Source organism: Streptomyces sp. NPDC026672 (assembly GCF_040638185.1).
Lineage (GTDB): Bacteria > Actinomycetota > Actinomycetes > Streptomycetales > Streptomycetaceae > Streptomyces.
In genome coordinates, this window is record NZ_JBEZXS010000010.1 from 1 (window position 1) to 25,199 (window position 25,199).

Below are 25,199 nucleotides of genomic sequence, written 5' to 3' on the forward strand. Positions count from 1 at the left end.
CCACCAGATACGAGAAGACCGCCACTTCCTACGAAGCTGCGGTCACCCTCGCCTCGTTCCTGCTCTGGGCAAGATCCGTTTGAAGACGGACCCTAGTGCCCCGGCAGGCGACGTTTGCCCGTCGAGGAGCGGCGTCCGGTGCGTGCTCTCGGTGTGCCGGGCGCAGGCCCTCGTACTGGGTGTACTTGGGTGTGTGCCCGGTGCGGCGAGAGTGCGTGCCGGGCGTCGCGACGGGGCGAACGTCGCCTGTCGGGGCACTAGCCGCCGGAGGTGTCCAGTTCGGCATCCTCGCCCACTCCCGCGCAGTCGTAGGGGTCCTTCAGCCAGCCGTCCGGCAGGACCACCCGGTTGTTGCCGGACGTGCGCCCGCGGGGCCCGTCCGCGCCGGTCGGCCACGGCTGGTCGAGGTCCAGTTCGTCGAGACCGGCCCGCAGCTCGGCGAGCGACGAGGTGACCGCGAGCCGCTTGCGCATCTCGGAGCCGACCGAGAAGCCCTTCAGGTACCAGGCGACGTGTTTGCGGAAGTCGATCACGCCGCGCGTCTCGTCGCCGATCCACTCCCCGAGCAGCGTCGCGTGCCGGACCATGACCTCGGCGACCTCCTTGAGCGCGGGCCGCGCGATGTCCTGCTCCCGCCCCTCGAACGCGGCCACGAGGTCCGCGAACAGCCACGGCCGGCCCAGGCAGCCGCGGCCCACGACCACCCCGTCGCAGCCCGTCTCCCGCACCATCCGCAGCGCGTCCTCGGCCGACCAGATGTCGCCGTTGCCGAGCACGGGGATCTCCGGCACGTGCTCCTTGAGCCGGGCGATGGCCTCCCAGTCCGCCGTGCCGCCGTAGTGCTGGGCGGCCGTGCGGCCGTGCAGCGCGATGGCGCTCACGCCCTCCTCGACGGCGATGCGCCCGGCGTCGAGATAGGTGATGTGGTCGTCGTCGATGCCCTTGCGCATCTTCATGGTGACCGGCAGGTCCCCGGCGCCCGCGACGGCCTCGCGCAGGATCGCGCGCAGCAGGTTGCGCTTGTAGGGCAGGGCCGAACCGCCGCCCTTGCGCGTCACCTTGGGGACCGGGCAGCCGAAGTTGAGGTCGATGTGGTCGGCGAGGCCCTCCTCGGCGATCATGCGGACGGCCTTGCCTACGGTCGCCGGGTCGACGCCGTACAGCTGGATCGAGCGCGGTTTCTCGGACGCGTCGAAGTGGATCAGCTGCATGGTCTTCTCGTTGCGCTCGACCAGCGCCCGGGTCGTGATCATCTCGCTCACGAACAGGCCCTTGCCGCCGCTGAACTCCCTGCACAGCGTGCGGAAGGGCGCGTTGGTGATCCCGGCCATGGGGGCGAGGACGACGGGCGGCCGGACCGTGTGCGGGCCGACCCGGAGGGGCGTGGCGGGCTTGGACATTCCCCCATTGTCGCGCACGCGTGCCCGTGCCCGTCCGGCCCTGTGGACAACCCCACGACCACGACCGTGCAGGAGTCATTAGTTAGCCGCACTATTGAATTGCGCGTACGATGGGGCCCATGCCCGAGCTCAGCCACCGCCGACGTCTGCTCGTCCTCGCGATCTGCTGCATGAGTCTGCTGATCGTCAGTCTCGACAACACCGTCCTCAACGTCGCCCTGCCGTCGATGCAGCGGGAACTGCACGCGACCACCTCGGGCCTCCAGTGGACGATCGACGCCTACACGCTGGTGCTGGCCTCGCTGCTGATGCTCTCGGGCTCCACCGCCGACCGCATCGGCCGCAAGCGGGTCTTCATGGCCGGTCTGGTGGTCTTCACCCTCGGCTCGCTGCTGTGCTCCCTCGCGCCGAACCTGGAGTCCCTGGTCGTGTTCCGCATGATCCAGGCGGTCGGTGGCTCGATGCTCAACCCGGTCGCCATGTCGATCATCACCAACACCTTCACCGACCCCCGCGAGCGCGCCCGTGCCATCGGCGCGTGGGGCGCGGTCGTCGGCATATCGATGGCCGCGGGCCCGCTGGTCGGCGGGCTGCTGGTGGAGTCGGTCGGCTGGCGCTCGATCTTCTGGGTCAACCTGCCGGTGGGCCTGGCCGCGCTGCTGCTCACCCTGCGCTGCGTCCCCGAGTCCCGCGCCCCCAGGGCCCGCCGCCCCGACCCGGTCGGCCAGGTCCTGGTGATCGCGCTGTTCGGCTCGCTGACGTATGCGATCATCGAGGCCCCGGACTCCGGACCCAGCACGGTCGTGCCCTTCGCGGTCGTCGCCCTCCTCGCCCTGCTGGGTCTGCTGCGCTACGAGCCCCGGCGCCCCGAACCCCTCATCGACCTGCGCTTCTTCCGGTCGGCACCGTTCAGCGGCGCCACCGTCATCGCGATCAGCGCGTTCGCCGCGCTCGGCGGCTTCCTGTTCCTGTCGACGCTCTACCTCCAGAACGTCCGCGGCCTCGACGCCCTGCACGCCGGCCTGTGGATGCTGCCGATGGCCGTGCCCTGCTTCCTGTGCGCGCCGCTGTCCGGACGGCTGGTCGGCACCCGGGGACCGCGGGTGCCGCTGCTGATCGCGGGCCTCGCCATGACCGCGAGCGGGCTGCTGTTCGCCCTGTTCGAGGCGGAGACCTCGAACACCACGCTGTTCGCCGCGTACGCCGTGTTCGGCATCGGCTTCGGCTTCGTGAACGCGCCCATCACCAACACCGCCGTCTCCGGCATGCCCCGCACCCAGGCCGGGGTGGCCGCCGCCGTCGCCTCCACCAGCCGGCAGCTCGGGCAGACGCTGGGCGTCGCGGTGATCGGGGCGGTCCTCGCTTCCGGCATCGGCTCCTCGCCGTACCGGGACGCCTTCGTGTCGGCGGCCCGGCCGGGCTGGTGGATCCTGACCGCGTGCGGCCTCGCCGTGCTGGTGCTCGGGGTGCTCACCAGCGGGCGCTGGGCCCGCCGCACCGCCGAACTCACCGCTCAGCGGCTGGAGTCCCCCGAGGTGAGGGAGGCGGCGGGCGCCACCGCCTGAACCTCCTCGGCGAGGACGGCCGCGTACAGTTCCTCGATCCGCTTCCGGGTCTCGTCGTCCTTCGGGACGTACGTCACCATCCGCGCCCCGGACTCCGGGTTGAGCCACAGGTCGGTGTGGTCCAGCGTGACCAGGCCGACCAGCGGGTTGAGGAACTGCTTGGTCTTGGTGCGCATGCCCACGACCTCGTAGCGCTCCCAGTTCGCGCGGAACTCGGGCGACTGCGCCGTCAGCCGCTTCACCAGCATCTTCCAGGCGGGGTCGCCGAGGTTGCCGGCCATCGAGGCGCGCAGCTTGGCGGCCATCAGCCGCATCGTCTCGTCGTGGTGGACGATCGCCCGGCGCCAGTCGGGGTGGGTGTACACGAGGAGGATGCAGTTGCGGTCCTCGGGCGGCACCTCGTCCAGGTTCCCCATGAGCCGGCCGTAGGTGCGGTTGTAGGCGAGGATGTCGTACTTGCTGTTCTGCACGCAGGCCGGCAGCGGTTCCAGGCGGCGCAGCATCTCCGCCAGCGCCGGGGTGACGCTCGGGCAGCTCGCGGCGGGCGTCGGGTCGGCCGTCCCGGCGAGCTGGAAGAGGTGGGCGCGCTCGCTGCCGTCCAGCATCAGCGTGCGGGCCAGCGCGTCGAGGACCTGCACGGAGACCTGGATGTCCCGGGCCTGCTCCAGCCACGTGTACCAGGTCACGCCGACCGCGGAGAGGTGCGCGACCTCCTCGCGGCGCAGGCCGGGGGTGCGCCGGCGCGGGCCGCGCGGCAGGCCGACCTCCTCGGGGGTGATCCGCTCGCGGCGGCTGCGCAGGAAGGCGGCCAGCTCGTGCCGCCGGATCTCCGAACCCCGGGCCGCCGGGGCGGCCGTCCCCTGTGCCATGCTCGTCATTCCTCCAGACTGCCGTCCGGTTGATCCTGTTGCCAGGTAGTCCTGGTACCAGGATAAGGACACTCTGGTACCAGCCTTGGCGCTACCGCAGGCTCGGGATCATGACCGAAACCGTCACCACCCCGACCGTCCGGTCCCCGGCCGCCGCGCCACCGGCGCTCAGCGGCCCCGGGCTCTTCACCGTACTGCTGGCCGCGGCCCTCCCCCTGGTCGACTTCTTCATCGTCAACGTCGCCCTCCCCACGATGGGCAGGGACCTCGACGCGAGCGAGGCCGTCCTCGAACTGGTCGTCGCCGGCTACGGGCTGGCGTACGCGGTGCTGCTCGTCCTCGGCGGGCGCCTCGGCGACCTCTTCGGCCGCCGCCGGCTGTTCATCGGCGGCATGGCCGCCTTCGGCCTGACCTCGCTGGCCTGCGGGCTCGCGCCCGACGCCTGGAGCCTGGTCGGGGCCCGCGTCGCCCAGGGCGCCGCGGCCGCCGCGATGCTGCCGCAGGTCCTCGCCACCATCCAGGCGTCCACCAAGGGCGCCCGCCGCGCCCGCGCCATGAGCCTGTACGGCGCGACCGCCGGCCTGTCGATGGTGGCGGGCCAGATCCTCGGCGGCGTCCTGGTCGCAGCCGACATCGCGGGCACCGGATGGCGCTCGGTCTTCCTCGTCAACGTACCGGTCGTGGTCATCGGCCTGGTGCTGGCCGTGCGGACCGTCCCCGAGACCCGCTCCCACCACCCCGAGCCGGTCGACGGCGCCGGCACGGTCCTGCTCGCGGTCTCGCTGCTGACCCTGCTCGCCCCGCTCACCGAGGGCCGGGCGGCGGGCTGGCCGCTGTGGACGTGGCTGTCGCTGGCCGCGTTCCCCTTCGCGGCCTGGGGGTTCTACGCGGTGGAGCGCCGCGAGGACCGCGCGGGCCGTACGCCGCTGGTGCCGCCGAGCCTGCTGGAGCTGGCCTCGCTGCGCCGGGGCCTGGTGCTGATCGTGCCGTTCTCCATCGGCTTCAGCGGGTTCATGTTCGTGATCGCGGTGGCCCTCCAGCAGGGCGCGCACCTCGGCCCCGTCCAGGCCGGTCTGGCGCTGGCACCGATGGCGGTCGCGTTCTTCCTGGTCTCCCTGGCCGGGCCGCGGCTCGTCGGCCGGTACGGCACCCGTGTGGTGACCGCGGGCTCGGTGCTCCAGGGCGTGGGCGTGGCGCTGATCGCGCTGGCCGCCTGGCGGGACTGGCCGCACCTGGGCTTCACCGAACTGCTGCCGGGCGTCGCGGTCGCCGGTGCCGGGCAGGCGCTCCAGCTGCCGGTGGTGCTGCGGCTGGTGCTGTCCGAGGTGCCGGCCGCCCGCGCCGGGGTCGGCAGCGGCGTGATGGTCACCACACAGCAGTCGGCGCTCGCGCTGGGCGTGGCCACGCTGGGCACCCTGTTCCTGTCGCTGTCCTCCTCGCACGGGATGGGGGACGCGCTGGTGATCACGCTGCTGGTGCAGCTGGCCGGGATCGTCCTGACCGGTCTGCTCAGCCTGCGGCTGCCGCGCACGGTGGCCTGAGCCGGGGCACGGCTTGGTGAACTCACCGTGCCGGAACCCCTGTTGATGTTGTTCTTGCTGCACACTCCTGGGAGTTCGAGGCAAGAGTGTCACAACGGATTCTGTCGAGGGACCGGGGCCGACCGGCCCCGGACGCGGGAGGCGTCATGCCGCAGATCGACTCGAGCAAGGTGAGCCGCCGGGACGGACAGGGGCGGGAGCACGTGGTCCGGGTGGAGCGGACGGGAGCGCAGCGCACGATCAGCTGCGACACGTGCGGCTGGCACAAGGGGGCGCAGTTCCTGCCCTGGCTGAAGGCCGAGGAGCACCTCGCCGAGGCGCACCGGGCGACGGTGGATCCCCCGGACGCCCCGACGTCGCGATGAGTCGCGGCCGCCGGGACGGTCATCACGGTGAGGACGTCCCCGACCCGGAAGGCCCGCCATGACCAGTTCGCTCCGCACGACCCTGCGGCGGTACGTCGACGACGGCACGGTGCCCGGCGCCGTGGGCCTGGTGGCCCGCGGCGACCACGTCGAGGTGGTAACCGCCGGCGCCATGGACACGGCGGGCAGCGCGCCGATGGCCCGGGACTGTCTGTTCCGGATCGCCTCGATCACCAAGCCGATCACCGCGGCGGCGGTGCTGGCCCTGGTGGACGACGGGCTGCTCGGGCCGGCCGACCCGGTGGCGCGGTGGCTGCCCGAACTGGCGGAGCCGGTCGTCGTGCGCGATCCGGCGGGCCCGGTGGACGACGTGGTCCCGGCGCCCCGGCCGGTCACCGTCGAGGACCTGCTCAGCTCCCGGGCGGGCTGGGGCTTCCCTGCGGACTTCTCGCTCCCCGCCGTACAGGCCCTGTTCGAGGTGCAGAAGGACGGCCGGGAGCCGGAGGCCACCCCGGACCCGGACACCTGGCTGGCCGCCCTGGCCCGGGTGCCGATGCTGCGCCCGCCGGGCGAGACGTGGCTGTACCAGACGTGCTCGGACCTCCAGGGCGTGCTGGTAGCCCGCGCCTCGGGGCGTACGTTCCCGGAGTTCCTGGCGGAGCGGATCTTCGAGCCGCTGGGCATGGCGGACACGGGTTTCGAGGTGCCGAAGGCGAAGCGCGACCGGTTCACCTGGTCCTACCGTCCCGGCCCGGACGGCGCCCTGGAACTCGCCGACACCCCGGACGGCCGGTGGAACACCCTGCCCGCGTTCCCCTCGGGCGGCGGCGGTCTGGTGTCCACGGCCGACGACTGGCTGGCCTTCGCCCGGATGCTGCTCGGCGGCGGCGAGACGGGCGGCCGCCGGGTCCTGTCGCCGACCTCGGTCAGCCGGATGACCACCAACCACCTCACCGCGGCCCAGCGGGAGGAGAGCACCCTGTTCCTGGAGGGCCAGGGCTGGGGGTACGGCGGCCAGGTCGACGTCACCCCGGCCGACCCCTGGAACGTGCCCGGCCGCTACGGCTGGGTGGGCGGCACGGGCACCAGCGCCCATCTGGTCCCGCACACCGGCACGGTGGCGATCCTGCTGACCCAGGTCGCCATGACCGGCCCGACACCGACCCCCCTGATGCGCGACTTCTGGCGGACGACGACCTGACCCGTCACGCCCTAGCTGCGCGGCGCTCCACCGATGACCACCGCCCGAATATCGTCACATTGACGCTAAATGCGTTCAGTGACCCACTCCCCGCCCCCACGTCTGGGATGCTGAGCTCCAGCGAGAGGGGCCGCGGCGATGCAATGGAAGGTCCACGGGGAACGTCCGATCTACGAGAACCCCTGGGTGAACGTGTGGCTGGTGGACGTCGAGCAGCCAGACGGGCACCGGTGGGAGCATCATGTGCTCAAGCTGCGGCATCTGGCGGTAGCGGCCGTGGTGAACAGCGAGAAGCAGGTACTGATGATGTGGAGGCACCGCTTCATCACCGACTCCTGGGCGTGGGAGCTGCCCATGGGGCTGATCGAGCCCGGAGAGATTCCGGCCGAAGCAGCCGCCCGAGAGGTGCTGGAGGAGACCGGCTGGCGTACCGGCGAGATGACGCCGCTGATCTATGCCCAGCCGGCCAACGGCATCACCGACTCCGAGCACTTCGTCTTCCGCGCGGACGCGGCCGGGTACGCCGGGCCGCCGACCGAGCTGAACGAGTCCGATCGCATCGAGTGGGTCCCGTTGTCCGACCTGCGGAGCATGATCGACCGCCGAGAGATCGTCAGCAGCGGTACCCTCGTCGGCGTTTTGTACCTGCTACTGGACGAGGCCGGCCTGTAGGCGGTTGAGCCCGTGGTTCAGCCCGCCGCTTCGGCCAGCCGCGCGTCCAGTTCCGTCACCGGCCGGGACGAGCGAAACGGCGTGAGCAGGCGGCGGAACTCCTGCAAGTGCGCCGCAACACGGGGCGAGTCCACGGTCATCGACAGGTTCAGGGCGTCGTCGGCCGTCTTGCAGGCCGCTTCGACGTTGCCGCGTTGGAGCTGCGTCCTGGCCAGCCAGAAGGAGTGGAAGGCCCGGCCCCGCAGGTTCGTCTCCGGTTCGCTGTGCAACGCCTCGGCGATCAGGGGCTCGGCCGCTCCCGCATCCCCGAGCTGACCGAGCGCGATACCGATGTCCACGGTGAGCTTGGTCCGGTCGAAGTAGCGCACCCATGGCGGGTCGTCCGCCGGGCCCACCTGCTCGAAGTGCCGCTGCGCTTCGCCGATGGCGGCATAGGTCGCGGAGCGGTCGTGCGCGCTGGCGTGGCCGAACGCCTCGCGCATGGAGAGCATCGCCATCAGCCGGGGCGTACCACCGTCGTGGCGCGCGACGTCCTGCGCGGTCCGCGCCAGGGTGACGGCCTCCTCCGCCCGGTCCTGGTAGGTGGCCTGCAAGCTCAGGCAGGCGAGGACGTTGGCGGCGAAGGCACTGTCGTCGATGGCGCGGGCCAGCCGCAAGGACTGCGTGAAGTACGTTCGCGCGGTGCTGTATTGACGGGCGTCGAAGAACGTCCAGCCGGCCAGCCGCGCGAGTTCAGCAGCGATGCCCTGCAGACTGCGCCGGAAGCCGGGGTCCGCGCTGTCGGCCAACACGCTTGTGACGTAGCGGAGTTGTCCGATGACCGCCGGCCTCAGAGCCTCTCCGCCGTGCTGATCGTCCCGGCGCCAGTAGTCCTCGATGGACGTCTGCAACGACCGCAGGGTGCGGTCACTCCTGCTTCGCGCAGTTCGGCGACGCTGCGCCGGGCCGCCGGGTGCCGGTTCTGGGCCTCGTTCCAGTGCGGGAGGGCGACGATGGGCAGCCCCTTGCCGATGCCTTCGGTGACCAGGCCGAGCGCAAGCGTGTCACTGATACCGGCGGCCCACTCGTTGAGGGTGTTCGAGGTCATCCGAGGGAAGCTTGCAGGAGTGCCGGAGGGGGTGGCCGGTGGGGACGGTGAGACGCCGGGCGGGCGGCGCAGGCGATCACGTACAGAGTCTTCCCACGGGCAGTCCACAGCGTGCGGCGAGCGCCTGCAAGCGGTCTTCAGTCGTACCCGACGCTCAAACGCCTTGAGTTCTCGATGGGTTGCGGGAGTGCCGTCATCGTTCACTACGCTGAGCACCAGCGCGCCTCCCAGACCGGCGCTGCGAACACCGGTCTGCTCGATGACCATCGGCCGATCACCCGGGAAAGTACACCCTTCGCGTACTCCCCGAGTTCGATCCACAGATCTTGAGCGTGGCTCCCCCGAAGCGCGGTGCCCTCCTCTACGACCCAGAGGAGGGCACCGTTCACTTGTACAGAGTTTGTCAGACGGGGATGTTTCGGATGAAAGCGGTGAACGCGGAGCCCGAGACGAGGAGAGCCGGCCCTCTCGTGTCCTTCGAGTCGCGCACACCGACGCCCTGAGGCAGGGCCGCGATCTCGACGCAGTTACCGCCGTCCTGACTGCTGTACGACGACTTGAACCATGCGCCCTCCGGAGCCAGGTCGGTGGAGCGACTGGTTATACCCGAATGTGTCATTTCCAGAGTTCCTCTTCGAGGTCCTTGAGTAGGTGCGGTGTCTCGGACGGTCCGGGAGCCGCTTTTGCCATCGCGTCGAACTGCCTGGTGAGCAGCCCGACGTCGGCCGGTTTGGAGAACATGGTGGTGGATCGGTAGCCGTCGGACTGCACAACGGCATCCAGTTCCTCGAACTCCAGAACCGTGAAGTTCCAACCGGCTCGGTAGATCGGCAACTTTTCGGGGATGATCTGGACGTCTACGTTGTCCAGACCGCAGAGACGGACGATCTCCGCGTACTGTGCACGCATCACCTCGGCACCTCCGACGCAGGTACGCAGGGTGTTCTCCGTCAGGATGATGTGGACCTCACGGCCTTCGACCAGAAGCGCCTTACGCTGCATGCGCGCTTCAATGCTCTGTTGCACGGCCTCCGAGGTCCGCTCCTCGACGACTCTGGCCGAGTTCATCTGAGCGGCTGCGTAGACGTCTGCCTGTAGAAGTCCGTGAACGGCGTTGTTCTCATAGCCCCGAATGCGGATCGAATCTCGCTCCAGCCCCAGGTAACGAGGCATACCGGAAGGCAGGAAGGCCCGGTACGACGTGACTGGATCGACCTTCAACGAGTCCAGTTGCATGCGCTTGAGATCGTGGAGCTCTTCGATGTCGGTGACACCGTATTCGTCGAGAAGGGCTTCCAGATCTGCCAGCTTGGGGAGGGGAATCTCGCCCGCTTCCACCCGGCTGAGTTTCGACCGGGAGAACTCAAGCCGGGTTGAAACAGCTTCGGCGGTCCATGTGGACGGATCGCTGCCGTCCGCCTCCGCTGTCCTCTTCTTCTGCTCGCGCAGTGCACGCAGCTCCTTGCCCAGAGCAACGCGCATGTAGGTCGAACCTCGTCGTGCGGCCACCTGTCCGTCTCCTCGCTTCCCCTGTCGGCCGACAGGGGATGTCTGTCCGGCGACGGGGCTTGTCAGTCCGTCGGACCGTGCTCGCTGTCCGGAGTCTGACCTGCCCTGCCCTCCATGCAACACCCGCTGTCGGTTAACCGGCAATTGCCATTTCACGCCCGTTGGAGCGTTACCTTGAATGTTAATCGGGGTGTGCAGCACTCTAGTTGTGCGCGTCGTGCCAGGAGTCACGTTCGGGATACGGAGCGCAAGAGAAACGCGCGGTTCCGACGACGGAGCCACGCGCCCCCGAGCATGCGGCTCGCTGGAGTCTTCCTCGACAACCTGGTGCCGGCCGCAGCTGCCTTGCGACGATACGGGAGAAGGTTCTCGGGCGATGCCCTCCACATCTCATGCCAAGTCCTCCGGCTGGGGCGGCGATCCGCGATGACCCTTGCGACGCCGGCCCTCAACTTCGATGCAGGCCAGGCCCTTGACCTGCCGGACCGCTTGACTCTGCTGTTCGCAGTCAGCGGGTGCGCTGCGCGCGGACCGGTCCATCCCAAGGACGCAAGACGCGTGGCTTCGTCTCGGCACTGTCTTGGTACCTGGCTCCGGGCCTGTGGTGTTCACGACCACCTCATCGAGGACGCCGAGCTGCTGCTGACCGAACTTGTCACCAACGCCGTCGAGCACGGGTCGGTGGGCGATGTCGAGATCCGTGTCATCAGCTCGCGTGACAGCGTGATGCTCAACGTGCGTGACGGATCGAAAGCAGTCCCACGCCTACAGGCTCCTGATACGGATGCTGAGGGTGGTCGTGGCCTGCTCATCGTCGACGCGATCACGAGGGATCGCGGAGGCGATTGGGGCGTAAGCCGCGACAACACGACGACGTGGTGCACCATCTCGTCTCGCACAGAGGAGACGAGAGCGCGGTCGCAGCCTGCCCCGTGATCCGGATCGGACGCGGCGTAGTCGACACTCAGCGCCCCTGCCTGGTGGCCAGCTGAAGCCAGGTCCCGACCATCAGGCAGGCACGCCCCCTGCCTGGGACACCGACCAGCCATTTTCCCCATGGCGTCCGACACCGGTTCACACGCAGCACCGTCCCAGACACCGTCGTGAGTGCATACGTCTTCGCCCCGCCGGGTGCCCCCTCCCGTCGGCCGTGCCGTGAAAGCCAAGACCCCGCCGACCGTGGTCCTACCGACAGTGGCCCTACCGAGAGTGAAGAAGAAGACTCCCGTGACCAACATCAACATGCTCGACCCGGGTGCTTCGCCGCTCGACTTCTACGGGTCCGAGCTCCGGCGGCTCCGGGAAGCGGCCGGTCTGACGCAGCAGCAACTCGGTGACGTCATCGCCTACACGGGATCACTCGTCGGCCAGATCGAGACCGCCCGCAAGCTGCCCACGGCGGAGTTCAGCGCACGGGCCGACACCGCCCTGGAGACGGGCGGACTACTGTCCCGGCTCGTGGACCTGGTCATGAGAAGTCAACTCCCCCGCTGGTTCCAGGACACCGCACAGCTGGAAGCACGGGCGAGCGAGATCTGCACCTTCCAGCCGGGCATGGTCCACGAGCTGTTGCAGACCCGGGCCTACAGCACGGCGGTACTCGTCGCGTTCAACCAGGCCCACCCGGGGGACGGAACCGCCGCGCGACTGGCCCGGCAGCGCATCCTCGACCAGGAGAAACCACCGGTCCTCTGGATGGTCCTCGGCGAGGCCGCCCTGCACCAGGAAATCGGAGACCCCGAGACCATGCGCGGACAACTCACCCACCTGGCCTCCTACGAGTCTCAGGTCCGGGTCAACATCCAGGTACTGCCCTTCTCGGCCGGAGCACACCCGGGGCTCACCGGCCCCTTCACCGTCTACCGATTCGCGACCGACCCCGCTGTCACCTGCACCGGGGGATACGGCAAGAGCCGTCCCACGGCGGAACCGGAGACGGTCGAGACCTGCTCACTCCGATACGACCACCTACGGGCCGCCGCACTGTCCGTCAAGGACTCGGCGGAGCTGATGCGGCGGACGGCGGAGGACCGCTACGGAGAGCAAGTGACATGAGCCCCGCGGCGGTCAGGGCAGTGAGGATGCCGAGCCGGATCGGCTAGCGCGCCCGCAGGCCCCGTACGAGCAGGTCCACCGCCGCCTCGAAGTCCCGGTCCGCATCCGGGCGTTCCCACTCCCGTGCGTAGCAGGGGTCGTGGTAGCGGCCGGAGAGGTGGAAGAGCGTGCGGCCGGTGGACGCCGGGTCGCCGGGGGCGAAGACGCCCTCGGTGATGCCCGCCGCCACGATCCGGGTGAGCTGGGCGGTCAGTTCGGCGATGTGCCCGGCGACCGCGTCCACGTTCTCCCCGGCCAGCACCAGATAGGTGGCGAACAGCTCCGGGTCGTCACCCGCCTTGCGGCGCTTGGCCTCGAACAGCGCCCGCAGCCAGACCCGCAGCCGCGTCTCGGGGTCCGGTTCGCCGGCCGCGACCTCGGACAGCATGTCCGAGGTGCGGTCCAGCCAGCGTTTGGTCACCGCCTCGCGCAGGGCCGCCTTGGTGCGGAAGTGGCGGTAGACGCTGCCGTGGCTGACGCCGAGCGCGCGGGCCACGTCGACCACGGTCGCCTTGGCCGGCCCGTGGCGGCGCAGCACCTCCTCGGTCGCTTCGAGGATGCGCTCGGCGGTCAGGGCTTCGGTGGACGCTCCCATGCCCCCGACCGTACCCGGCGCCGGGCGCACTACTTGATCCCGAGGCGCGCCATCTGGTGGGCCGGGTAGCGGTCGCCCGCCGCGGCGCCCGCCGGGACGGCCTCCTCGACGGCCGCGAGGTCGGCGGCGTCGAGGACGACGTCCAGCGCGCCCAGCGACTCCGTGAGCCGTTCGCGGGAGCGGGCGCCGACCAGCGGCACGATGTCCTCGCCGCGCGAGAGCACCCAGGCGATGGCGATCTGCGCGACGCTGACGCCCCTGCGGTCGGCGACCGTGCGCAGCGCGTCGACGAGGCCGAGGTTGTGCCGGAGGTTCTCGCCCTGGAAGCGGGGAGCGTGGGCACGGAAGTCGTTCGGGGCGAGACTCCGGTCGCCGGCGAAGTGACCGGAGAGGAGTCCGCGGCCGAGGACGCCGTACGCCGTGATGGAGATGCCCAGTTCACGGGTGACGGGCAGGACGTCGGGCTCGATGCCGCGCGACAGGAGCGAGTACTCGATCTGGAGGTCGGCGACGGGCACGGTGGCGGCGGCGCGGCGGACGGTCTCGGCGTCGACCTCGCTCAGGCCGACGTGGCGGACGTGGCCCTTCTCGATCAGTTCGGCGATGGCGCCGACCGTCTCCTCGACGGGGACGTCCGGGTCGAGGCGGGAGATGCGGTAGACGTCGATGTGGTCGACACCGAGGCGCTGGAGGGAGTAGGCGGCGAAGTTCTTCACGGCGGCCGGGCGGCCGTCGTAGCCCGCCCAGGCGCCGTCGGGGTCGCGCAGGGCGCCGAACTTCACGCTCAGGACGGCGTGCTCGCGCCGGGCGGCGGGCGCGGTGCGCAGCGCCTCGCCGACCAGCAGCTCGTTGTGGCCCATGCCGTAGAAGTCGCCGGTGTCGAGCAGGGTCACGCCCGCCTCCAGGGCGGCATGGACGGTGGCGATGGACTCGGCCCGGTCCGTGTTGTCGCCGTAGAAGGCGGACATGCCCATGCAGCCGAGGCCGAGGGCGGAGACCTGGGGGCCGGTGGTTCCGAGGGTGCGGTTCTGCATCGTCATGGGAGTCACCCTGGCACGTCGACTGACAGGTTTCAATTTCTGTCAGTTGTCAGTCTCCCGTCCGGTCGCACCCGACCGAGGTCCAATTTGGTCCATACCTATTGACGAGAGGTCTGGACCACGAGCACTGTCATGCCTACGACACCTCACCGACCCCCACCGGGAGGCCCGTATGATCCGCCGCACCCTGCGGCTGCTCACGTCGGCGCTGGTCGGCGCCGCCCTGCTCACCCCGCTGTCGCTCGCCGCCGCCCCCGCCGCCTCCGCGGCCGACACCTGCGCGGTCAAGTCACGCCCCACGGGCAAGGTCCTCCAGGGCTACTGGGAGAACTGGGACGGCGCCTCCAACGGCGTCCACCCGCCCTTCGGCTGGACCCCGATCACCGACTCACGCATCGCCGCGCACGGCTACAACGTGCTCAACGCGGCGTTCCCGGTCATCCGCTCCGACGGCACGGCGCTGTGGCAGGACGGGATGGACACGGGCGTGAAGGTGGCGACGCCGGCCGAGATGTGCGCGGCCAAGGCGTCCGGGCAGACGATCCTGCTCTCCATCGGCGGCGCGACGGCCGGCATCGACCTCAACTCGACGGCGGTCGCGGACCGGTTCGTGGCGACCATCGTGCCGATCCTGAAGACGTACAACTTCGACGGCATCGACATCGACATCGAGACCGGTCTGACGGGCAGCGGCAACATCAACCAGCTGTCCACGTCCCAGGCCAACCTGATCCGCATCATCGACGGCGTGCTGGCCCGGATGCCGTCCAACTTCGGCCTGACGATGGCCCCCGAGACCGCCTACGTCACGGGCGGCAGCATCACCTACGGCTCGATCTGGGGCGCGTACCTGCCGATCGTCAAGAAGTACGCGGACAACGGCCGGCTGTGGTGGCTGAACATGCAGTACTACAACGGCAGCATGTACGGCTGCTCCGGCGACTCCTACCAGGCCGGCACCGTCGCGGGCTTCACCGCCCAGACCGACTGCCTCAACCGCGGCCTGGTGGTGCAGGGCACGACGGTCAAGGTGCCCTACGACAAGCAGGTGCCGGGCCTGCCCGCGCAGTCCGGGGCGGGCGGCGGCTACATGTCCCCGTCCCTGGTCTCCCAGGCGTGGCGCACCTACGGCAGCTCGCTCAAGGGCCTGATGACCTGGTCGCTCAACTGGGACGGCTCGAAGAACTGGACCTTCGGCGACAACGTCAAGTCGTTGCAGGGGCGTTGAGCGAGGGACGCCGGACGCACGAACGCCGGACGGGTCGCCATCGACCCGTCCGGCGTTCGTGGTGGTGACTAGGCGCCGATGAGACGTCCGGCGAGGTAGCCCTCGATCTGGTCCAGCGACACGCGCTCCTGCTTCATCGTGTCGCGCTCGCGCACGGTCACCGCGTTGTCCTCGAGCGTGTCGAAGTCGACGGTGACGCAGTACGGCGTGCCGATCTCGTCCTGACGGCGGTAGCGGCGGCCGATGGCGCCCGCGTCGTCGAACTCGATGTTCCAGTGCCCGCGCAGCGCCTGGGCGAGGCCCTTGGCCTTGGGCGACAGCTCCGGGTTGCGCGAGAGCGGGAGCACGGCGACCTTCACCGGGGCCAGGCGGTGGTCGAGGCGCAGCACCGTGCGCTTCTCCAGCTTGCCCTTGGCGTTGGGCGCCTCGTCCTCGACGTAGGCGTCGAGCAGGAACGCCAGCATCGCGCGGCCGACACCGGCCGCGGGCTCGATGACGTACGGCGTCCAGCGCTCGCCGGCCTCCTGGTCGAAGTAGGACAGGTCCTGGCCGGACGCCTTGGCGTGCGCGGACAGGTCGTAGTCGGTGCGGTTGGCGACGCCCTCCAGCTCACCCCACTCGTTGCCGCCGAAGTTGAAGCGGTACTCGATGTCGGCGGTGCGCTTGGAGTAGTGGGAGAGCTTCTCCTTCGGGTGGTCGTACCAGCGCATGTTCTCCTCGCGCAGGCCCAGGCCCGTGTACCAGTTCCAGCGCTGCTCCATCCAGTACTCCTGCCACGCCTCGTCCTCGCCCGGCTTGACGAAGAACTCCATCTCCATCTGCTCGAACTCGCGGGTGCGGAAGATGAAGTTGCCGGGCGTGATCTCGTTGCGGAAGGACTTGCCCATCTGCGCGATGCCGAAGGGCGGCTTGCGGCGCGAAGTGGTCTGCACCTGGGCGAAGTTGGTGAAGATGCCCTGGGCGGTCTCGGGGCGCAGGTAGGCGACGGAGCCGGAGTCCTGCGTGGGGCCGAGGTGGGTGGACAGCAGACCCGAGAACTGCTTGGGCTCGGTGAACTGGCCCTTGTTGCCGCAGTTGGGGCAGTTCACGTCGGCGAGGCAGTTCTCCGGCAGCCGGCCGTGCTTGGCCTCGTACGCCTCCTCCAGGTGGTCCGCGCGGAACCGCTTGTGGCACGCGGTGCACTCGGTCAGCGGGTCCGTGAAGGTGGCGACGTGACCGGAGGCGACCCAGACCTCGGGGGCAAGGATCACGGACGAGTCGATACCGACCACGTCCTCGCGCGACGTCACCATGTAGCGCCACCACTGGCGCTTCAGGTTCTCCTTGAGCTCGACACCCAGCGGTCCGTAGTCCCAGGCGGCACGCTGGCCGCCGTAGATCTCACTGCAGGGGAATACGAAGCCACGGCGCTTGCTCAGGCTGACGATGGTGTCGATCTTGTCGGCGGCCACGGTGCTCTCTTCATTACGACGACGGGCGACGAAGCGAGATGCTTCCAGCGAATGCTTCAGGTTACCGGCGCATGCTCCCCCACGACCAAATCGGTGGGTCCTCCAGCCACCTCCCGGGGGCTCCTCGGGAGCTTCTACGGGAGCTTGTTGACAACGGTTTCCATCTTCGTTGAAAATGACTCTCATGAACGTACGACGACGCCTCATATCCACGGCCGCCGCGGGCGCCGCCACCGCCCTCGGTCTGGCCACCCTCTCCGCCTGCTCCACCGACAGCGCCGCCGCCGGCGACACCGGCACGTTCGACGTCGTCGCGTCGTTCTATCCCATGGCCTTCCTGGCCGAGCGGATCGGCGGCGACCACGTCCACGTCACCAGCCTCACCTCCCCCGGCCAGGAACCCCACGACCTGGAGATCAGCGCCCGGCAGACCGCGCGGCTCCAGGAGTCCGACGCCGTCCTCTACCTCAAGGGCCTCCAGCCCTCCGTGGACGACGCGGTCGCCCAGTCCGAGATCAAGACCAAGATCGACGCGGGCTCCCTGACCACACTGGAGGAGCACGGCAACGAGGTCGGCGGGCACGCCGCCGAGCACGACACCCACGAGGGCGAGGAGTCCGGCGGCCAGGACCCCCACATCTGGCTCGACCCCGTGCGCTACGCCCAGGTCGCCGAGGGCGTCGGCAAGGCCTTCGAGAAGGCCGACCCCGACCACGCCGCCGACTACCGGAAGAACACCGCGGACCTGGTCGGCCGGCTCGGCGAGCTCGACACCGCGTTCAAGGACGGACTCGCGCACACGAAGTCCAAGGTCTTCATCACCACCCACGCCGCCTTCGGCTACCTCGCCGAGCGCTACGGCCTCACCGAGGAGGCCATCAACGGCCTCGACCCCGAGTCCGAGCCCAGCGCCGCCCGCGTCCGGGACCTGGAGCACATGGCCAGGGCCGACGGCGTCACCACCGTCTTCTACGAGACGCTGGTCAGTGACAAGACGGCCAGGACCGTCGCCCGGGACGCCGGGCTGCGCACCGACGTCCTCGACCCCATCGAGGGCATCACCGGCAAGTCCCGCGGCAAGGACTACTTCGCCGTCCAGCGCGCCAACCTCCAGGCCCTCCGAACGGCCCTGGGCGCGGCATGACGGCCCCGGAGGAGAAGCCCATGAGCGACCCCGACCGATCCGCCGCACCCGTCGTCTCCCTGCGCGGGGTGCGCGCCGAGCTGGGTTCGCGCCCGGTCCTGCGCGGCATCGACCTGACCGTGCGCCGCGGCGAGGTCGTCGCCCTGCTCGGCGCCAACGGCTCCGGCAAGTCGACCGCGATCCGCAGCGTCATCGGCCAGGTCCCGGCCGCCGCCGGCGGGATCGAGCTGTTCGGCACCCCGCTCGCCCGCTTCCGCGACTGGGCGCGCGTCGGCTACGTACCGCAGCGCACCACGGCCGCCGGCGGGGTCCCGGCGACCGTCACCGAGATCGTCTCCTCCGGCCGGCTGTCCCGCACCCGCTTCGGCGTCTTCCGCCGGGCCGACCACGCGGCCGTGCGCCGGGCCCTGGAGCTCGTCGGCATGGCGGACCGCGCCAAGGACTCCGCCGAGGCGCTCTCCGGCGGCCAGCACCAGCGGGTGCTCATCGCCCGCGCCCTGGTCGCCGAGCCCGAACTGCTGATCATGGACGAGCCGATGGCGGGCGTCGACCTCGCCAGCCAGGAGATCCTCGCGCACACCCTGCGCGAGCAGGTCGCGGCGGGGACGACCGTGCTGCTCGTCCTGCACGAACTCGGCCCGCTGGAGCCGCTGATCGACCGCGCGGTGGTACTGCGCGACGGCTGCGTCGTGCACGACGGTCCGCCCCCGCACGCCCTCGGCCAGCACGCGCTCCCTGGCCACGACCACGTCCACCCGCACGCACCCGCGGGCACCGATCCGATCCGCACGGGACTGCTGAGCTGATGGAAATCCTGGACTACGCCTTCATGCAGCGGGCACTGCTCGCCGCCGTGCTCGTCGGCATCACCGCCCCCGCCGTGGGCATCTACCTCGTCCAGCGCCGCCAGGCGCTGATGGGCGACGGCATCGGACACGTCGCCATGACGGGCGTCGGCCTGGGCTTCCTGCTCTCCTGGTCGCCGGTGTGGATGGCGACGGCCGTCTCCGTGCTCGGCGCGATCCTCATGGAGCTGATCCGCTGGTACGGCAGGACCCGCGGCGACATCGCCCTCGCCATGCTCTTCTACGGCGGGATGGCGGGCGGCGTGATGTTCATCAACCTCGCGCCGGGCGGCTCCAACGCCAACCTCACGTCGTACCTGTTCGGCTCGCTGTCGACCGTCTCCCAGTCCGACGTCACCGCGATCTGCCTGCTCGCCGCGTTCGTCGTCGTGGTCACCCTGGGGCTGCGCCGGCAGTTGTTCGCGGTCAGCCAGGACGAGGAGTTCGCCCGTGTCACCGGGCTGCCGGTGCGGGCGCTGAACCTGCTGACGGCGGTCACGGCGGCGGTCACCGTGACGGTCGCCATGCGGGTCGTCGGGCTGCTGCTCGTGAGCGCGCTGATGGTGGTGCCCGTGGCCGCCGCCCAGCAGCTCACCCGGAGTTTCGCGGCCACCTTCGCGATCGCCGTCCTGATCGGCGTGGGCGTGACCCTCGGCGGCACGGTGACGTCGTACTACCAGGACGTGCCGCCCGGTGCGACGATCGTGCTGCTGACCATCGCGGCGTTCCTGCTGCTGACCGCCCTCGGCGCCCCGCTGGCCCGGCGGCGGGCCCGCGCGGCCGCCGCGGCGCGGCCCGCCGGGGATCCTGCGGAGTGTGCCATTCCGACCACGCGCGGTGCCGGCGACACGGCCGGCGCCTGACCCGGCGGGGCCCGGACTGGCACAATGGCCCGGCAGACGTCAGCCCCGCCAGGGAAGCAAGGAGGCACACCGGTGACGACCGCTGGACCGCCCGTGAAGGGCCGCTCGACCCGTCAGCGGGCTGCCGTGGCGGCTGCGCTGGACGAGGTCGAGGAGTTCCGCAGCGCGCAGGAACTCCACGACATGCTGAAGCACAAGGGCGACTCGGTCGGCCTCACGACCGTCTACCGCACGTTGCAGTCCCTTGCGGATGCCGGTGAGGTCGACGTCCTGCGGACCTCCGAGGGGGAGTCCGTGTACCGACGCTGTGCCAGTGGGGAGCATCACCACCATCTCGTGTGCCGTGTCTGCGGCAAGGCCGTGGAGGTGGAGGGGCCGGCGGTGGAGAAGTGGGCGGAGGCCATCGCGGCGGAGCACGGGTACGTCAGCGTGGCGCACACCGTCGAGATCTTCGGTACGTGTTCGGATTGCGCCACGCGTTAGCGTTGGCGGGAAGCGCCGTCCGGGGCGGGTTCGCTGCGGGGTGCCGGTTCGTCGTGGCCGGTCGCGCCCACGCGACGGAGTCGCATGTCGACACAGCCCCGCGCCCCTACGGGGCGCGGGTTCTCGGGGCGTGCGGAGAGGCTAGGCTTCGTCGCCCCTCATCGCCGCTTCCATCGCCAGGAGATCCTCGTTGGGGACCGCGCCGCCGAAGCGGCGGTCCCGGGACGCGAATTCGAGGCAGGCCCGCCACAGGTCACGGCGGTCGAAGTCGGGCCACAGCACGTCCTGGAAGACCATCTCGGCGTAGGCGCTCTGCCAGAGAAGGTAGTTGGAGGTGCGCTGCTCGCCGCTCGGGCGCAGGAACAGGTCCACGTCCGGCATGTCCGGGTAGTACAGGTACTTCTGGAGCGTCTTCTCGGTGACCTTCGACGGGTCGAGCCGGCCCGCCTTGACGTCCTCGGCCAACGCCTGTGCGGCGTCGGCGATTTCGGCCCGGCCGCCGTAGTTCATGCAGAAGTACAGGGTGAGCAGGTTGTTGTCCTTGGTCTGCTCCTGCGCGACCTGGAGCTCCTTGGCGACCGACTTCCACAGCTTGGGCATCCGGCCCACCCAGCGCACCCGGATGCCGAGCCCGTCGAGCTGGTCGCGGGTCTTGCGGATGAAGTCGCGGTTGAAGTTCATCAGGAAGCGCACCTCCTCGGGCGAGCGCTTCCAGTTCTCGGTGGAGAAGGCGTACAGCGAGATGTTGCGGACGCCGACCTCGACCGCACCCTGGAGCACGTCGAGGACCCGCTCGGCGCCGACCTTGTGGCCCTCGGTGCGCGGCAGCCCGCGCTCCTTCGCCCAGCGCCCGTTGCCGTCCATGACGATCGCCACGTGGTTCGGGACCAGCTCACCGGGGAGCTTCGGCGCGCGGGCACCGGACGGGTGCGGCTCCGGCTGCTTGTACTCGCGGCGCTGCCGCCCCAGGATCCCGCGTACGACCATGGCCTTCTCGTCTCCTCTTGGTGCTCATGACTTCTCGACGTACCGAAGCGAGCGCAGCCCGCGCTCCAGATGCCAGTGCAGGTAGGCGGACACCAGCCCGCTGCCCTCGCGGACGTGGCGTGCTTCGCACGCGTCCGCCGTCTCCCAGTCTCCCGTAAGCAGGGCGCCGAGGAGGACGAGGGTCTGGGGAGAGGGTACGACGCTGCCGGGCACCCGGCAGTCGACGCAGACGCTGCCGCCGGAGGCGACCGAGAAGAACCGGTTCGGTCCGGGCATTCCGCACTTGGCGCAGTCGCCGAAGCTGGGCGCGTAGCCGTTGACGGCGAGGGAGCGCAGCAGGAAGGCGTCGAGGACCAGGTGGGGGGCGTGCTCGCCGCGGGCCAGGGTGCGCAGGGCGCCGACGAGCAGCAGGTACTGCTGGACGGCGGGCTCGCCCTCGTGGTCGGTGAACCGCTCGGCGGTCTCCAGCATGGCGGTGCCGGCGGTGTAGCGGGCGTAGTCGCTGACGATGCCGCCGCCGTACGGGGCGATGGTCTCGCTCTGGGTGCACAGGGGCAGGCCGCGGCCGACCAGCTCACTGCCCCGGGCGAAGAACTGCACGTCTACGTGGGAGAAGGGTTCGAGCCGGGCCCCGAACTTCGACTTGGTGCGCCGCACGCCCCGGGCCACGGCGCGGACCCGTCCGTGGCCGCGGGTGAGGAACGTGATGATCCGGTCCGCCTCACCCAGCTTCTGGGTGCGCAGCACGATGCCGTCGTCGCGGAACAGACTCATGCCCCCCATTCTGCCCTCACGCCGGGCCGGCCCGGACGCCCTCCGGTCAGCGGGCGTCGGAGCGGTCCGGCGCGCCGGTGTCCGCGCCGGTGTCCGTGTCGGGGTGGTCGGCGGGGTGCTCGTCGGGGGTGGCCTCGCGCACGGCCTCGGGCCGCGCGTCCCACTCCAGTCCGCCACCGTACGGCCTCAGCTGCACGTACGGCCCCTCGTGCCCCATGACGATGCCGAGCTTCCCGGTGAGGGTGTCCACGGCCCAGGAGCCGAGGGGCGGTTTCTGCAAGGCGTCCTCCGAGAGTAGCGACGAGACGTCAATCCCCGCCGCCGTCCCGTTTCACGCTTCGCGTCCCCACGATGGCTGTGGGTGTGCGCAGTTGGCCGGAGAACGCGCTCGGGCCCACCGGATCTCCCCCGGGTGCGCGGCCCCTCAGCCCCCGAACCGGCGTACGTACCGCCGCTGCCACGGTGTCTCCACCGCGTGCCGGTCGTAGTGGCGCCGCACGAAGTCCACCGCCTCGCCCGCCGGCACCCCGTCCAGGACCGCCAGGCAGGCCAGGGCCGTTCCGGTGCGTCCACGCCCGCCGCCGCAGGCGAGTTCGACGCGTTCCGCGGGCGCCCGCCGCCAGACCTCGGCGAGGAGGGCGCGGGCGGCGGCGGGGTCGGCCGGGAGCCGGAAGTCGGGCCAGCGGATCCAGGCGGACTCCCACGGGAAGGACGGGGGGCGGCGGCCCAGCAGATAGACGCCGTACGACGGGCTCGGCGAGCCGGGGTCCGGCGGGCGGCGCAGTCCCCGGCCGCGCACCAGCCTGCCGGACGGCAGCCGCAGCACGCCAGGCCGCCCCTCCTGCCACGCCCCCTCGGATGTCATCGGCCCATCCCAGCGCGATCCGCGTCCGCGGGCAACCTCATTCCGCGCCCGGCGAACCCCGGGACGCCCTGGCCTCGATGCCCCGGAAGTGGACGGCCATGGCCTGCTGGGCGCCGGGGACGTCGTGGGCGCGCAGGGCCGTCACGATGGCGCGGTGGCGCAGGACCGTGAGGCCGGGCGACGGATCGGTCGGCCGGCCGTGGGCGGTGGCCACCCGGCCGAAGACCGTCCAGAACACGCCCAGGAGCTGGGAGATCAGCACGTTGCCGAGGGGCGCGTAGAGCAACTCGTGGAATTCCCGGTCCAGTTCGGGAAACGGGCGGCCGGCGCGGCCCGCCCGTTCCATCCGGCGCACCACCCGCTCCAGCCGGTCCAGCTCCGGCTGGGTCACCGTCACCGCCACCCGCCGGATCAGCCCCTCCTCCAGCACCTCCCGCACCTGGAGGATCTCGGCCAGCGCCCCGGGGTCGTCGGCGTGCCGGGTCAGCGTGCGGAAGGTGAGCCCGTCGACCAGGGGCGTGAGCGACGCCTGGCCGACGTAGGTGCCGTAGCCGTGCCGGATCTCCACGATGTCGAGGGCCTGGAGCGCCTTGAGGGCCTCGCGCACGGAGTTGCGGCTGACGCCGAGCCCGGCCGTCAGCTCCGCCTCCGTGGGCAGCGGGGCGCCCGGCCGCAGACCGCGGTCGAGGATCAGTTGCACGACCGCGCGCTGCAACCGGCTGTTGCGGCTGTCCCTGGGCTCCCCGGCGGGCATGCGCCGCATCGTACGCGTACCAGACGTCCTACGTCCCACGTCCCGTCATGACCAGGGCCAACTCCCGCCATTTCGCTGTGCCATTGGTGCGACCTCTGGCGGCTACGCCATTCGTGTGCGATCCCTTGACCGCCCCCACGGGCACTCCTATGGTCGCGCTGACCACCCGGACGTAGGACGTCGTACCTCCTCACTTCTCCCCACTTCTCCCCACCCGCTGGAGGAACCCGTGCGCGACGACGTGACCCCTGACGTGCCGGCGCTGCACCGTCGGTCGTTCCTGAAGTGCACCGGAGCCCTGGGCGCCGCCGCCGCGCTGTCCTCGTCGCTGGCGGCCTGCTCGTCCGGTCCGGAGTCCACCAACGACACCGGCGGCGGTGGCACCGGCCGGGACCGCACCCTGACCGCGGTGATCGGGTACGGGAACGACGGCAGCTGGGACCCGACGCAGACGGCGTCCGCGTTCTGCATGGCGGCCAACAACCATATCTACGAGGGCCTGCTCGACACCGACCCGATCTCGCGCGCGCCCTACCCGGCGCTGGCCACCCGGCTGCCCGCCGACCCGAACGCGACCACCTGGCGGTTCACGCTGCGCGCGGGCGCGACGTTCCACGACGGGAAGCCCGTCACCGCGGACGACGTGGTCTTCGTCTTCGACCGCATCCTCGACCCCGGCACGCAGACCCTCGCCAAGGGCTTCTTCGCGAGCTGGCTGAAGGAGGTCCGCAAGGTCGACGCGCAGAACGTGGAGCTGGTGCTCAAGTTCCCCTTCCCGGAAGGGGTTTCACGGCTCACCCTCGCGAAGATCATGCCGAAGCACGTGTTCTCGCAGCCCGGCGCCTGGGACGACGCGATCAAGGGGAAGGCGATCGGCTCGGGGCCGTACCGGCAGACCGCGCACCACCCGAAGTCCAACACCACCTTCGAGGCGTTCGCCACCTACAACGGGCCGCGCCGGCCCGCGTTCAAGCGCATGAACTGGCTCACCATCGTGGACGCCGCACCGCGCGTCGCGAAGATCTCCGGGGCGAGCGCGGGCGCGCAGATCGCCGACAACATCCCCTACGCCAACATCCCGCGGCTGGAGAAGGGCGGTCTGTCGGTCGCGGGCGGCGCCGGGATGAACAACCTCTTCCTCATGTTCAACACCCGGCACAAGCCCTTCGACGACGTCCGGGTGCGGCAGGCGCTGCACTACGCCATCGACACCGGCAAGATGGTCGAGGTCGCGCTCAAGGGACACGGCAAGCCGTCCTCGTCCTTCCTCGACGAGGGCAACCCCGGCTACCGCCGCGCCAAAACGGTCTACGACCACGACCCCGACAAGGCGAAGGCCCTGCTGAAGGCGGCGGGCGTCAGCGGTCTCGAGGTCGAGATCCTCGCCGTGAACGTGAGCTGGATCGTCGACTGCCTGCCGACGATCAAGGCGTCCTGGGACGCGATCGGCGTCGAGACCACGCTGGCCCCGCAGGAGACCACGGCCGTCTTCACCAAGATGGACCAGAAGCGGGACTACCAGGTGGTCGCCGCCGCCTCGAACCCCAACCAGTTCGGTGTCGACGCCGACCTGATCATGCACTACAACTACGGCCCCACCAACCTCTGGATGCAGTACACCCGGTGGGCCGACGACCCGGTCGCGGGGGCCCTCTTCCGGGACATGGACCGCGCCACCCGAGAGCCGGACCCCGCGAGGAAGAAGGCGATGGTCCAGGACTACATCGACGTCGTCGCCGAACAGGCGGTGCTCTACCCGGTCGTCCACAACGAGCTGATGACCGCCTGGGACCCGCGCAGGCTCACCGGCATAAGGGCGCAGCCCTACCCGGGCATCAACCTCCTCCAGGCCAAGTGGACCTGACGG

At 70.5% G+C, this 25,199-nt stretch carries 27 protein-coding genes; 13 read left to right on the forward strand and 14 right to left on the reverse strand.

Annotated features, from left to right (window positions below; all coding sequences use genetic code 11):
• Window positions 1-257 precede the first annotated feature (257 nt).
• On the reverse strand, window positions 258-1,400 hold the full coding sequence (gene dusB / locus AB0F77_RS13710; RefSeq protein ID WP_361946522.1) for a tRNA dihydrouridine synthase DusB: 1,143 nt from the start codon (window positions 1,398-1,400) through the stop codon (window positions 258-260).
• Between the two features lie 119 nt (window positions 1,401-1,519).
• Here dusB and AB0F77_RS13715 point away from each other — a divergent pair, with 119 nt between their 5' ends.
• Window positions 1,520-2,965, forward strand: a complete 1,446-nt coding sequence (locus AB0F77_RS13715; RefSeq protein ID WP_361946525.1) for an MFS transporter — start codon at window positions 1,520-1,522, stop codon at window positions 2,963-2,965.
• On the opposite strand, the gene AB0F77_RS13720 is transcribed toward AB0F77_RS13715, so the two are convergent.
• On the reverse strand, window positions 2,914-3,843 hold the full coding sequence (locus AB0F77_RS13720; protein ID WP_361946528.1) for a helix-turn-helix transcriptional regulator: 930 nt from the start codon (window positions 3,841-3,843) through the stop codon (window positions 2,914-2,916). The genes AB0F77_RS13715 and AB0F77_RS13720 overlap by 52 nt on opposite strands.
• Window positions 3,844-3,944: 101 nt before the next feature.
• Between AB0F77_RS13720 and AB0F77_RS13725 the strand changes: the two genes are divergently transcribed.
• The 4 genes from AB0F77_RS13725 to AB0F77_RS13740 all read left to right on the forward strand — a co-directional run bounded on the left by AB0F77_RS13725 (window position 3,945) and on the right by AB0F77_RS13740 (window position 7,613).
• The gene (locus tag AB0F77_RS13725) at window positions 3,945-5,375 is read left to right on the forward strand and encodes an MFS transporter (RefSeq protein ID WP_361946531.1); all 1,431 of its coding nucleotides are present in this window, start codon (window positions 3,945-3,947) and stop codon (window positions 5,373-5,375) included.
• Window positions 5,376-5,521: 146 nt separating this feature from the next.
• On the forward strand, window positions 5,522-5,740 hold the full coding sequence (locus tag AB0F77_RS13730) for a hypothetical protein (protein WP_361946534.1): 219 nt from the start codon (window positions 5,522-5,524) through the stop codon (window positions 5,738-5,740).
• Window positions 5,741-5,798: 58 nt separating this feature from the next.
• Complete coding sequence (locus tag AB0F77_RS13735; RefSeq protein WP_361946537.1) at window positions 5,799-6,941, forward strand: serine hydrolase domain-containing protein; 1,143 nt, start codon at window positions 5,799-5,801, stop codon at window positions 6,939-6,941.
• 138 nt (window positions 6,942-7,079) lie between these two features.
• Window positions 7,080-7,613: an NUDIX hydrolase gene (locus AB0F77_RS13740; protein ID WP_361946540.1), complete on the forward strand. Its 534-nt coding sequence runs from the start codon at window positions 7,080-7,082 to the stop codon at window positions 7,611-7,613.
• Window positions 7,614-7,630: 17 nt separating this feature from the next.
• Here AB0F77_RS13740 and AB0F77_RS13745 read toward each other — a convergent pair whose 3' ends face one another.
• The 4 genes from AB0F77_RS13745 to AB0F77_RS13760 form a co-directional block, all read right to left on the reverse strand.
• Window positions 7,631-8,404, reverse strand: coding sequence for a hypothetical protein (locus AB0F77_RS13745; protein WP_361946543.1), 774 nt, complete (start codon window positions 8,402-8,404; stop codon window positions 7,631-7,633).
• A gap of 38 nt (window positions 8,405-8,442) precedes the next feature.
• Window positions 8,443-8,700, reverse strand: coding sequence for a hypothetical protein (locus tag AB0F77_RS13750; protein ID WP_361946546.1), 258 nt, complete (start codon window positions 8,698-8,700; stop codon window positions 8,443-8,445).
• A 403-nt stretch (window positions 8,701-9,103) separates the two neighbouring features.
• Window positions 9,104-9,319 (reverse strand): DUF397 domain-containing protein, encoded by a 216-nt coding sequence (locus AB0F77_RS13755; protein WP_361946549.1) that lies wholly within the window; start codon window positions 9,317-9,319, stop codon window positions 9,104-9,106.
• Entirely contained in the window at window positions 9,316-10,209 is an 894-nt protein-coding gene (locus tag AB0F77_RS13760; protein WP_361946552.1) for a helix-turn-helix transcriptional regulator, read from the reverse strand. The genes AB0F77_RS13755 and AB0F77_RS13760 overlap by 4 nt, the downstream gene beginning before the upstream one ends.
• Window positions 10,210-10,635: 426 nt before the next feature.
• Here AB0F77_RS13760 and AB0F77_RS13765 point away from each other — a divergent pair, with 426 nt between their 5' ends.
• Together AB0F77_RS13765 and AB0F77_RS13770 are read left to right on the forward strand one after the other, a co-directional pair.
• Complete coding sequence (locus AB0F77_RS13765) at window positions 10,636-11,145, forward strand: ATP-binding protein (RefSeq protein ID WP_361946555.1); 510 nt, start codon at window positions 10,636-10,638, stop codon at window positions 11,143-11,145.
• Between the two features lie 291 nt (window positions 11,146-11,436).
• Window positions 11,437-12,264: a helix-turn-helix transcriptional regulator gene (locus AB0F77_RS13770; protein ID WP_361946558.1), complete on the forward strand. Its 828-nt coding sequence runs from the start codon at window positions 11,437-11,439 to the stop codon at window positions 12,262-12,264.
• A gap of 43 nt (window positions 12,265-12,307) precedes the next feature.
• On the opposite strand, the gene AB0F77_RS13775 is transcribed toward AB0F77_RS13770, so the two are convergent.
• Both AB0F77_RS13775 and AB0F77_RS13780 read right to left on the reverse strand, forming a co-directional pair.
• Window positions 12,308-12,898 carry a TetR family transcriptional regulator gene (locus AB0F77_RS13775; protein ID WP_361946561.1) on the reverse strand — a complete coding sequence of 197 codons (591 nt, stop codon included), beginning with the start codon at window positions 12,896-12,898 and terminating at the stop codon, window positions 12,308-12,310.
• Window positions 12,899-12,927: 29 nt separating this feature from the next.
• A complete protein-coding gene (locus AB0F77_RS13780) occupies window positions 12,928-13,938 on the reverse strand; it encodes an aldo/keto reductase (RefSeq protein WP_361946564.1) in 1,011 nt (336 codons plus the stop codon).
• Window positions 13,939-14,110: 172 nt separating this feature from the next.
• Here AB0F77_RS13780 and AB0F77_RS13785 point away from each other — a divergent pair, with 172 nt between their 5' ends.
• Entirely contained in the window at window positions 14,111-15,166 is a 1,056-nt protein-coding gene (locus tag AB0F77_RS13785; protein ID WP_361946567.1) for a chitinase, read from the forward strand.
• A gap of 68 nt (window positions 15,167-15,234) precedes the next feature.
• Here AB0F77_RS13785 and AB0F77_RS13790 read toward each other — a convergent pair whose 3' ends face one another.
• Window positions 15,235-16,617: a glycine--tRNA ligase gene (locus AB0F77_RS13790; RefSeq protein ID WP_361946570.1), complete on the reverse strand. Its 1,383-nt coding sequence runs from the start codon at window positions 16,615-16,617 to the stop codon at window positions 15,235-15,237.
• A gap of 184 nt (window positions 16,618-16,801) precedes the next feature.
• On the opposite strand from AB0F77_RS13790, the gene AB0F77_RS13795 reads away from it, so the two are divergent.
• The 4 genes from AB0F77_RS13795 (at window position 16,802) to AB0F77_RS13810 (ending at window position 19,952) form a co-directional block, all read left to right on the forward strand.
• Window positions 16,802-17,761, forward strand: a complete 960-nt coding sequence (locus AB0F77_RS13795; RefSeq protein WP_361946573.1) for a metal ABC transporter substrate-binding protein — start codon at window positions 16,802-16,804, stop codon at window positions 17,759-17,761.
• Between the two features lie 20 nt (window positions 17,762-17,781).
• A complete protein-coding gene (locus tag AB0F77_RS13800) occupies window positions 17,782-18,567 on the forward strand; it encodes a metal ABC transporter ATP-binding protein (protein WP_361946576.1) in 786 nt (261 codons plus the stop codon).
• The gene (locus AB0F77_RS13805) at window positions 18,567-19,469 is read left to right on the forward strand and encodes a metal ABC transporter permease (RefSeq protein WP_361946579.1); all 903 of its coding nucleotides are present in this window, start codon (window positions 18,567-18,569) and stop codon (window positions 19,467-19,469) included. The genes AB0F77_RS13800 and AB0F77_RS13805 overlap by 1 nt, the downstream gene beginning before the upstream one ends.
• A 72-nt stretch (window positions 19,470-19,541) precedes the next feature.
• Window positions 19,542-19,952 (forward strand): transcriptional repressor, encoded by a 411-nt coding sequence (locus AB0F77_RS13810; protein WP_361946582.1) that lies wholly within the window; start codon window positions 19,542-19,544, stop codon window positions 19,950-19,952.
• 141 nt (window positions 19,953-20,093) lie between these two features.
• On the opposite strand, the gene AB0F77_RS13815 is transcribed toward AB0F77_RS13810, so the two are convergent.
• The 5 genes from AB0F77_RS13815 to AB0F77_RS13835 all read right to left on the reverse strand — a co-directional run bounded on the left by AB0F77_RS13815 (window position 20,094) and on the right by AB0F77_RS13835 (window position 23,341).
• Complete coding sequence (locus AB0F77_RS13815) at window positions 20,094-20,939, reverse strand: isoprenyl transferase (protein ID WP_361946585.1); 846 nt, start codon at window positions 20,937-20,939, stop codon at window positions 20,094-20,096.
• A gap of 24 nt (window positions 20,940-20,963) precedes the next feature.
• Window positions 20,964-21,713, reverse strand: a complete 750-nt coding sequence (gene recO, locus AB0F77_RS13820; protein ID WP_361946588.1) for a DNA repair protein RecO — start codon at window positions 21,711-21,713, stop codon at window positions 20,964-20,966.
• Between the two features lie 46 nt (window positions 21,714-21,759).
• Window positions 21,760-21,993 carry a hypothetical protein gene (locus tag AB0F77_RS13825; RefSeq protein ID WP_361947140.1) on the reverse strand — a complete coding sequence of 78 codons (234 nt, stop codon included), beginning with the start codon at window positions 21,991-21,993 and terminating at the stop codon, window positions 21,760-21,762.
• A 144-nt stretch (window positions 21,994-22,137) separates the two neighbouring features.
• Entirely contained in the window at window positions 22,138-22,578 is a 441-nt protein-coding gene (locus AB0F77_RS13830; RefSeq protein WP_361946591.1) for a protein-tyrosine phosphatase family protein, read from the reverse strand.
• Between the two features lie 37 nt (window positions 22,579-22,615).
• Window positions 22,616-23,341 carry a FadR/GntR family transcriptional regulator gene (locus tag AB0F77_RS13835; protein ID WP_361946594.1) on the reverse strand — a complete coding sequence of 242 codons (726 nt, stop codon included), beginning with the start codon at window positions 23,339-23,341 and terminating at the stop codon, window positions 22,616-22,618.
• Window positions 23,342-23,561: 220 nt separating this feature from the next.
• Between AB0F77_RS13835 and AB0F77_RS13840 the strand changes: the two genes are divergently transcribed.
• Window positions 23,562-25,196: an ABC transporter substrate-binding protein gene (locus AB0F77_RS13840; protein ID WP_361946597.1), complete on the forward strand. Its 1,635-nt coding sequence runs from the start codon at window positions 23,562-23,564 to the stop codon at window positions 25,194-25,196.
• Window positions 25,197-25,199 lie beyond the last annotated feature (3 nt).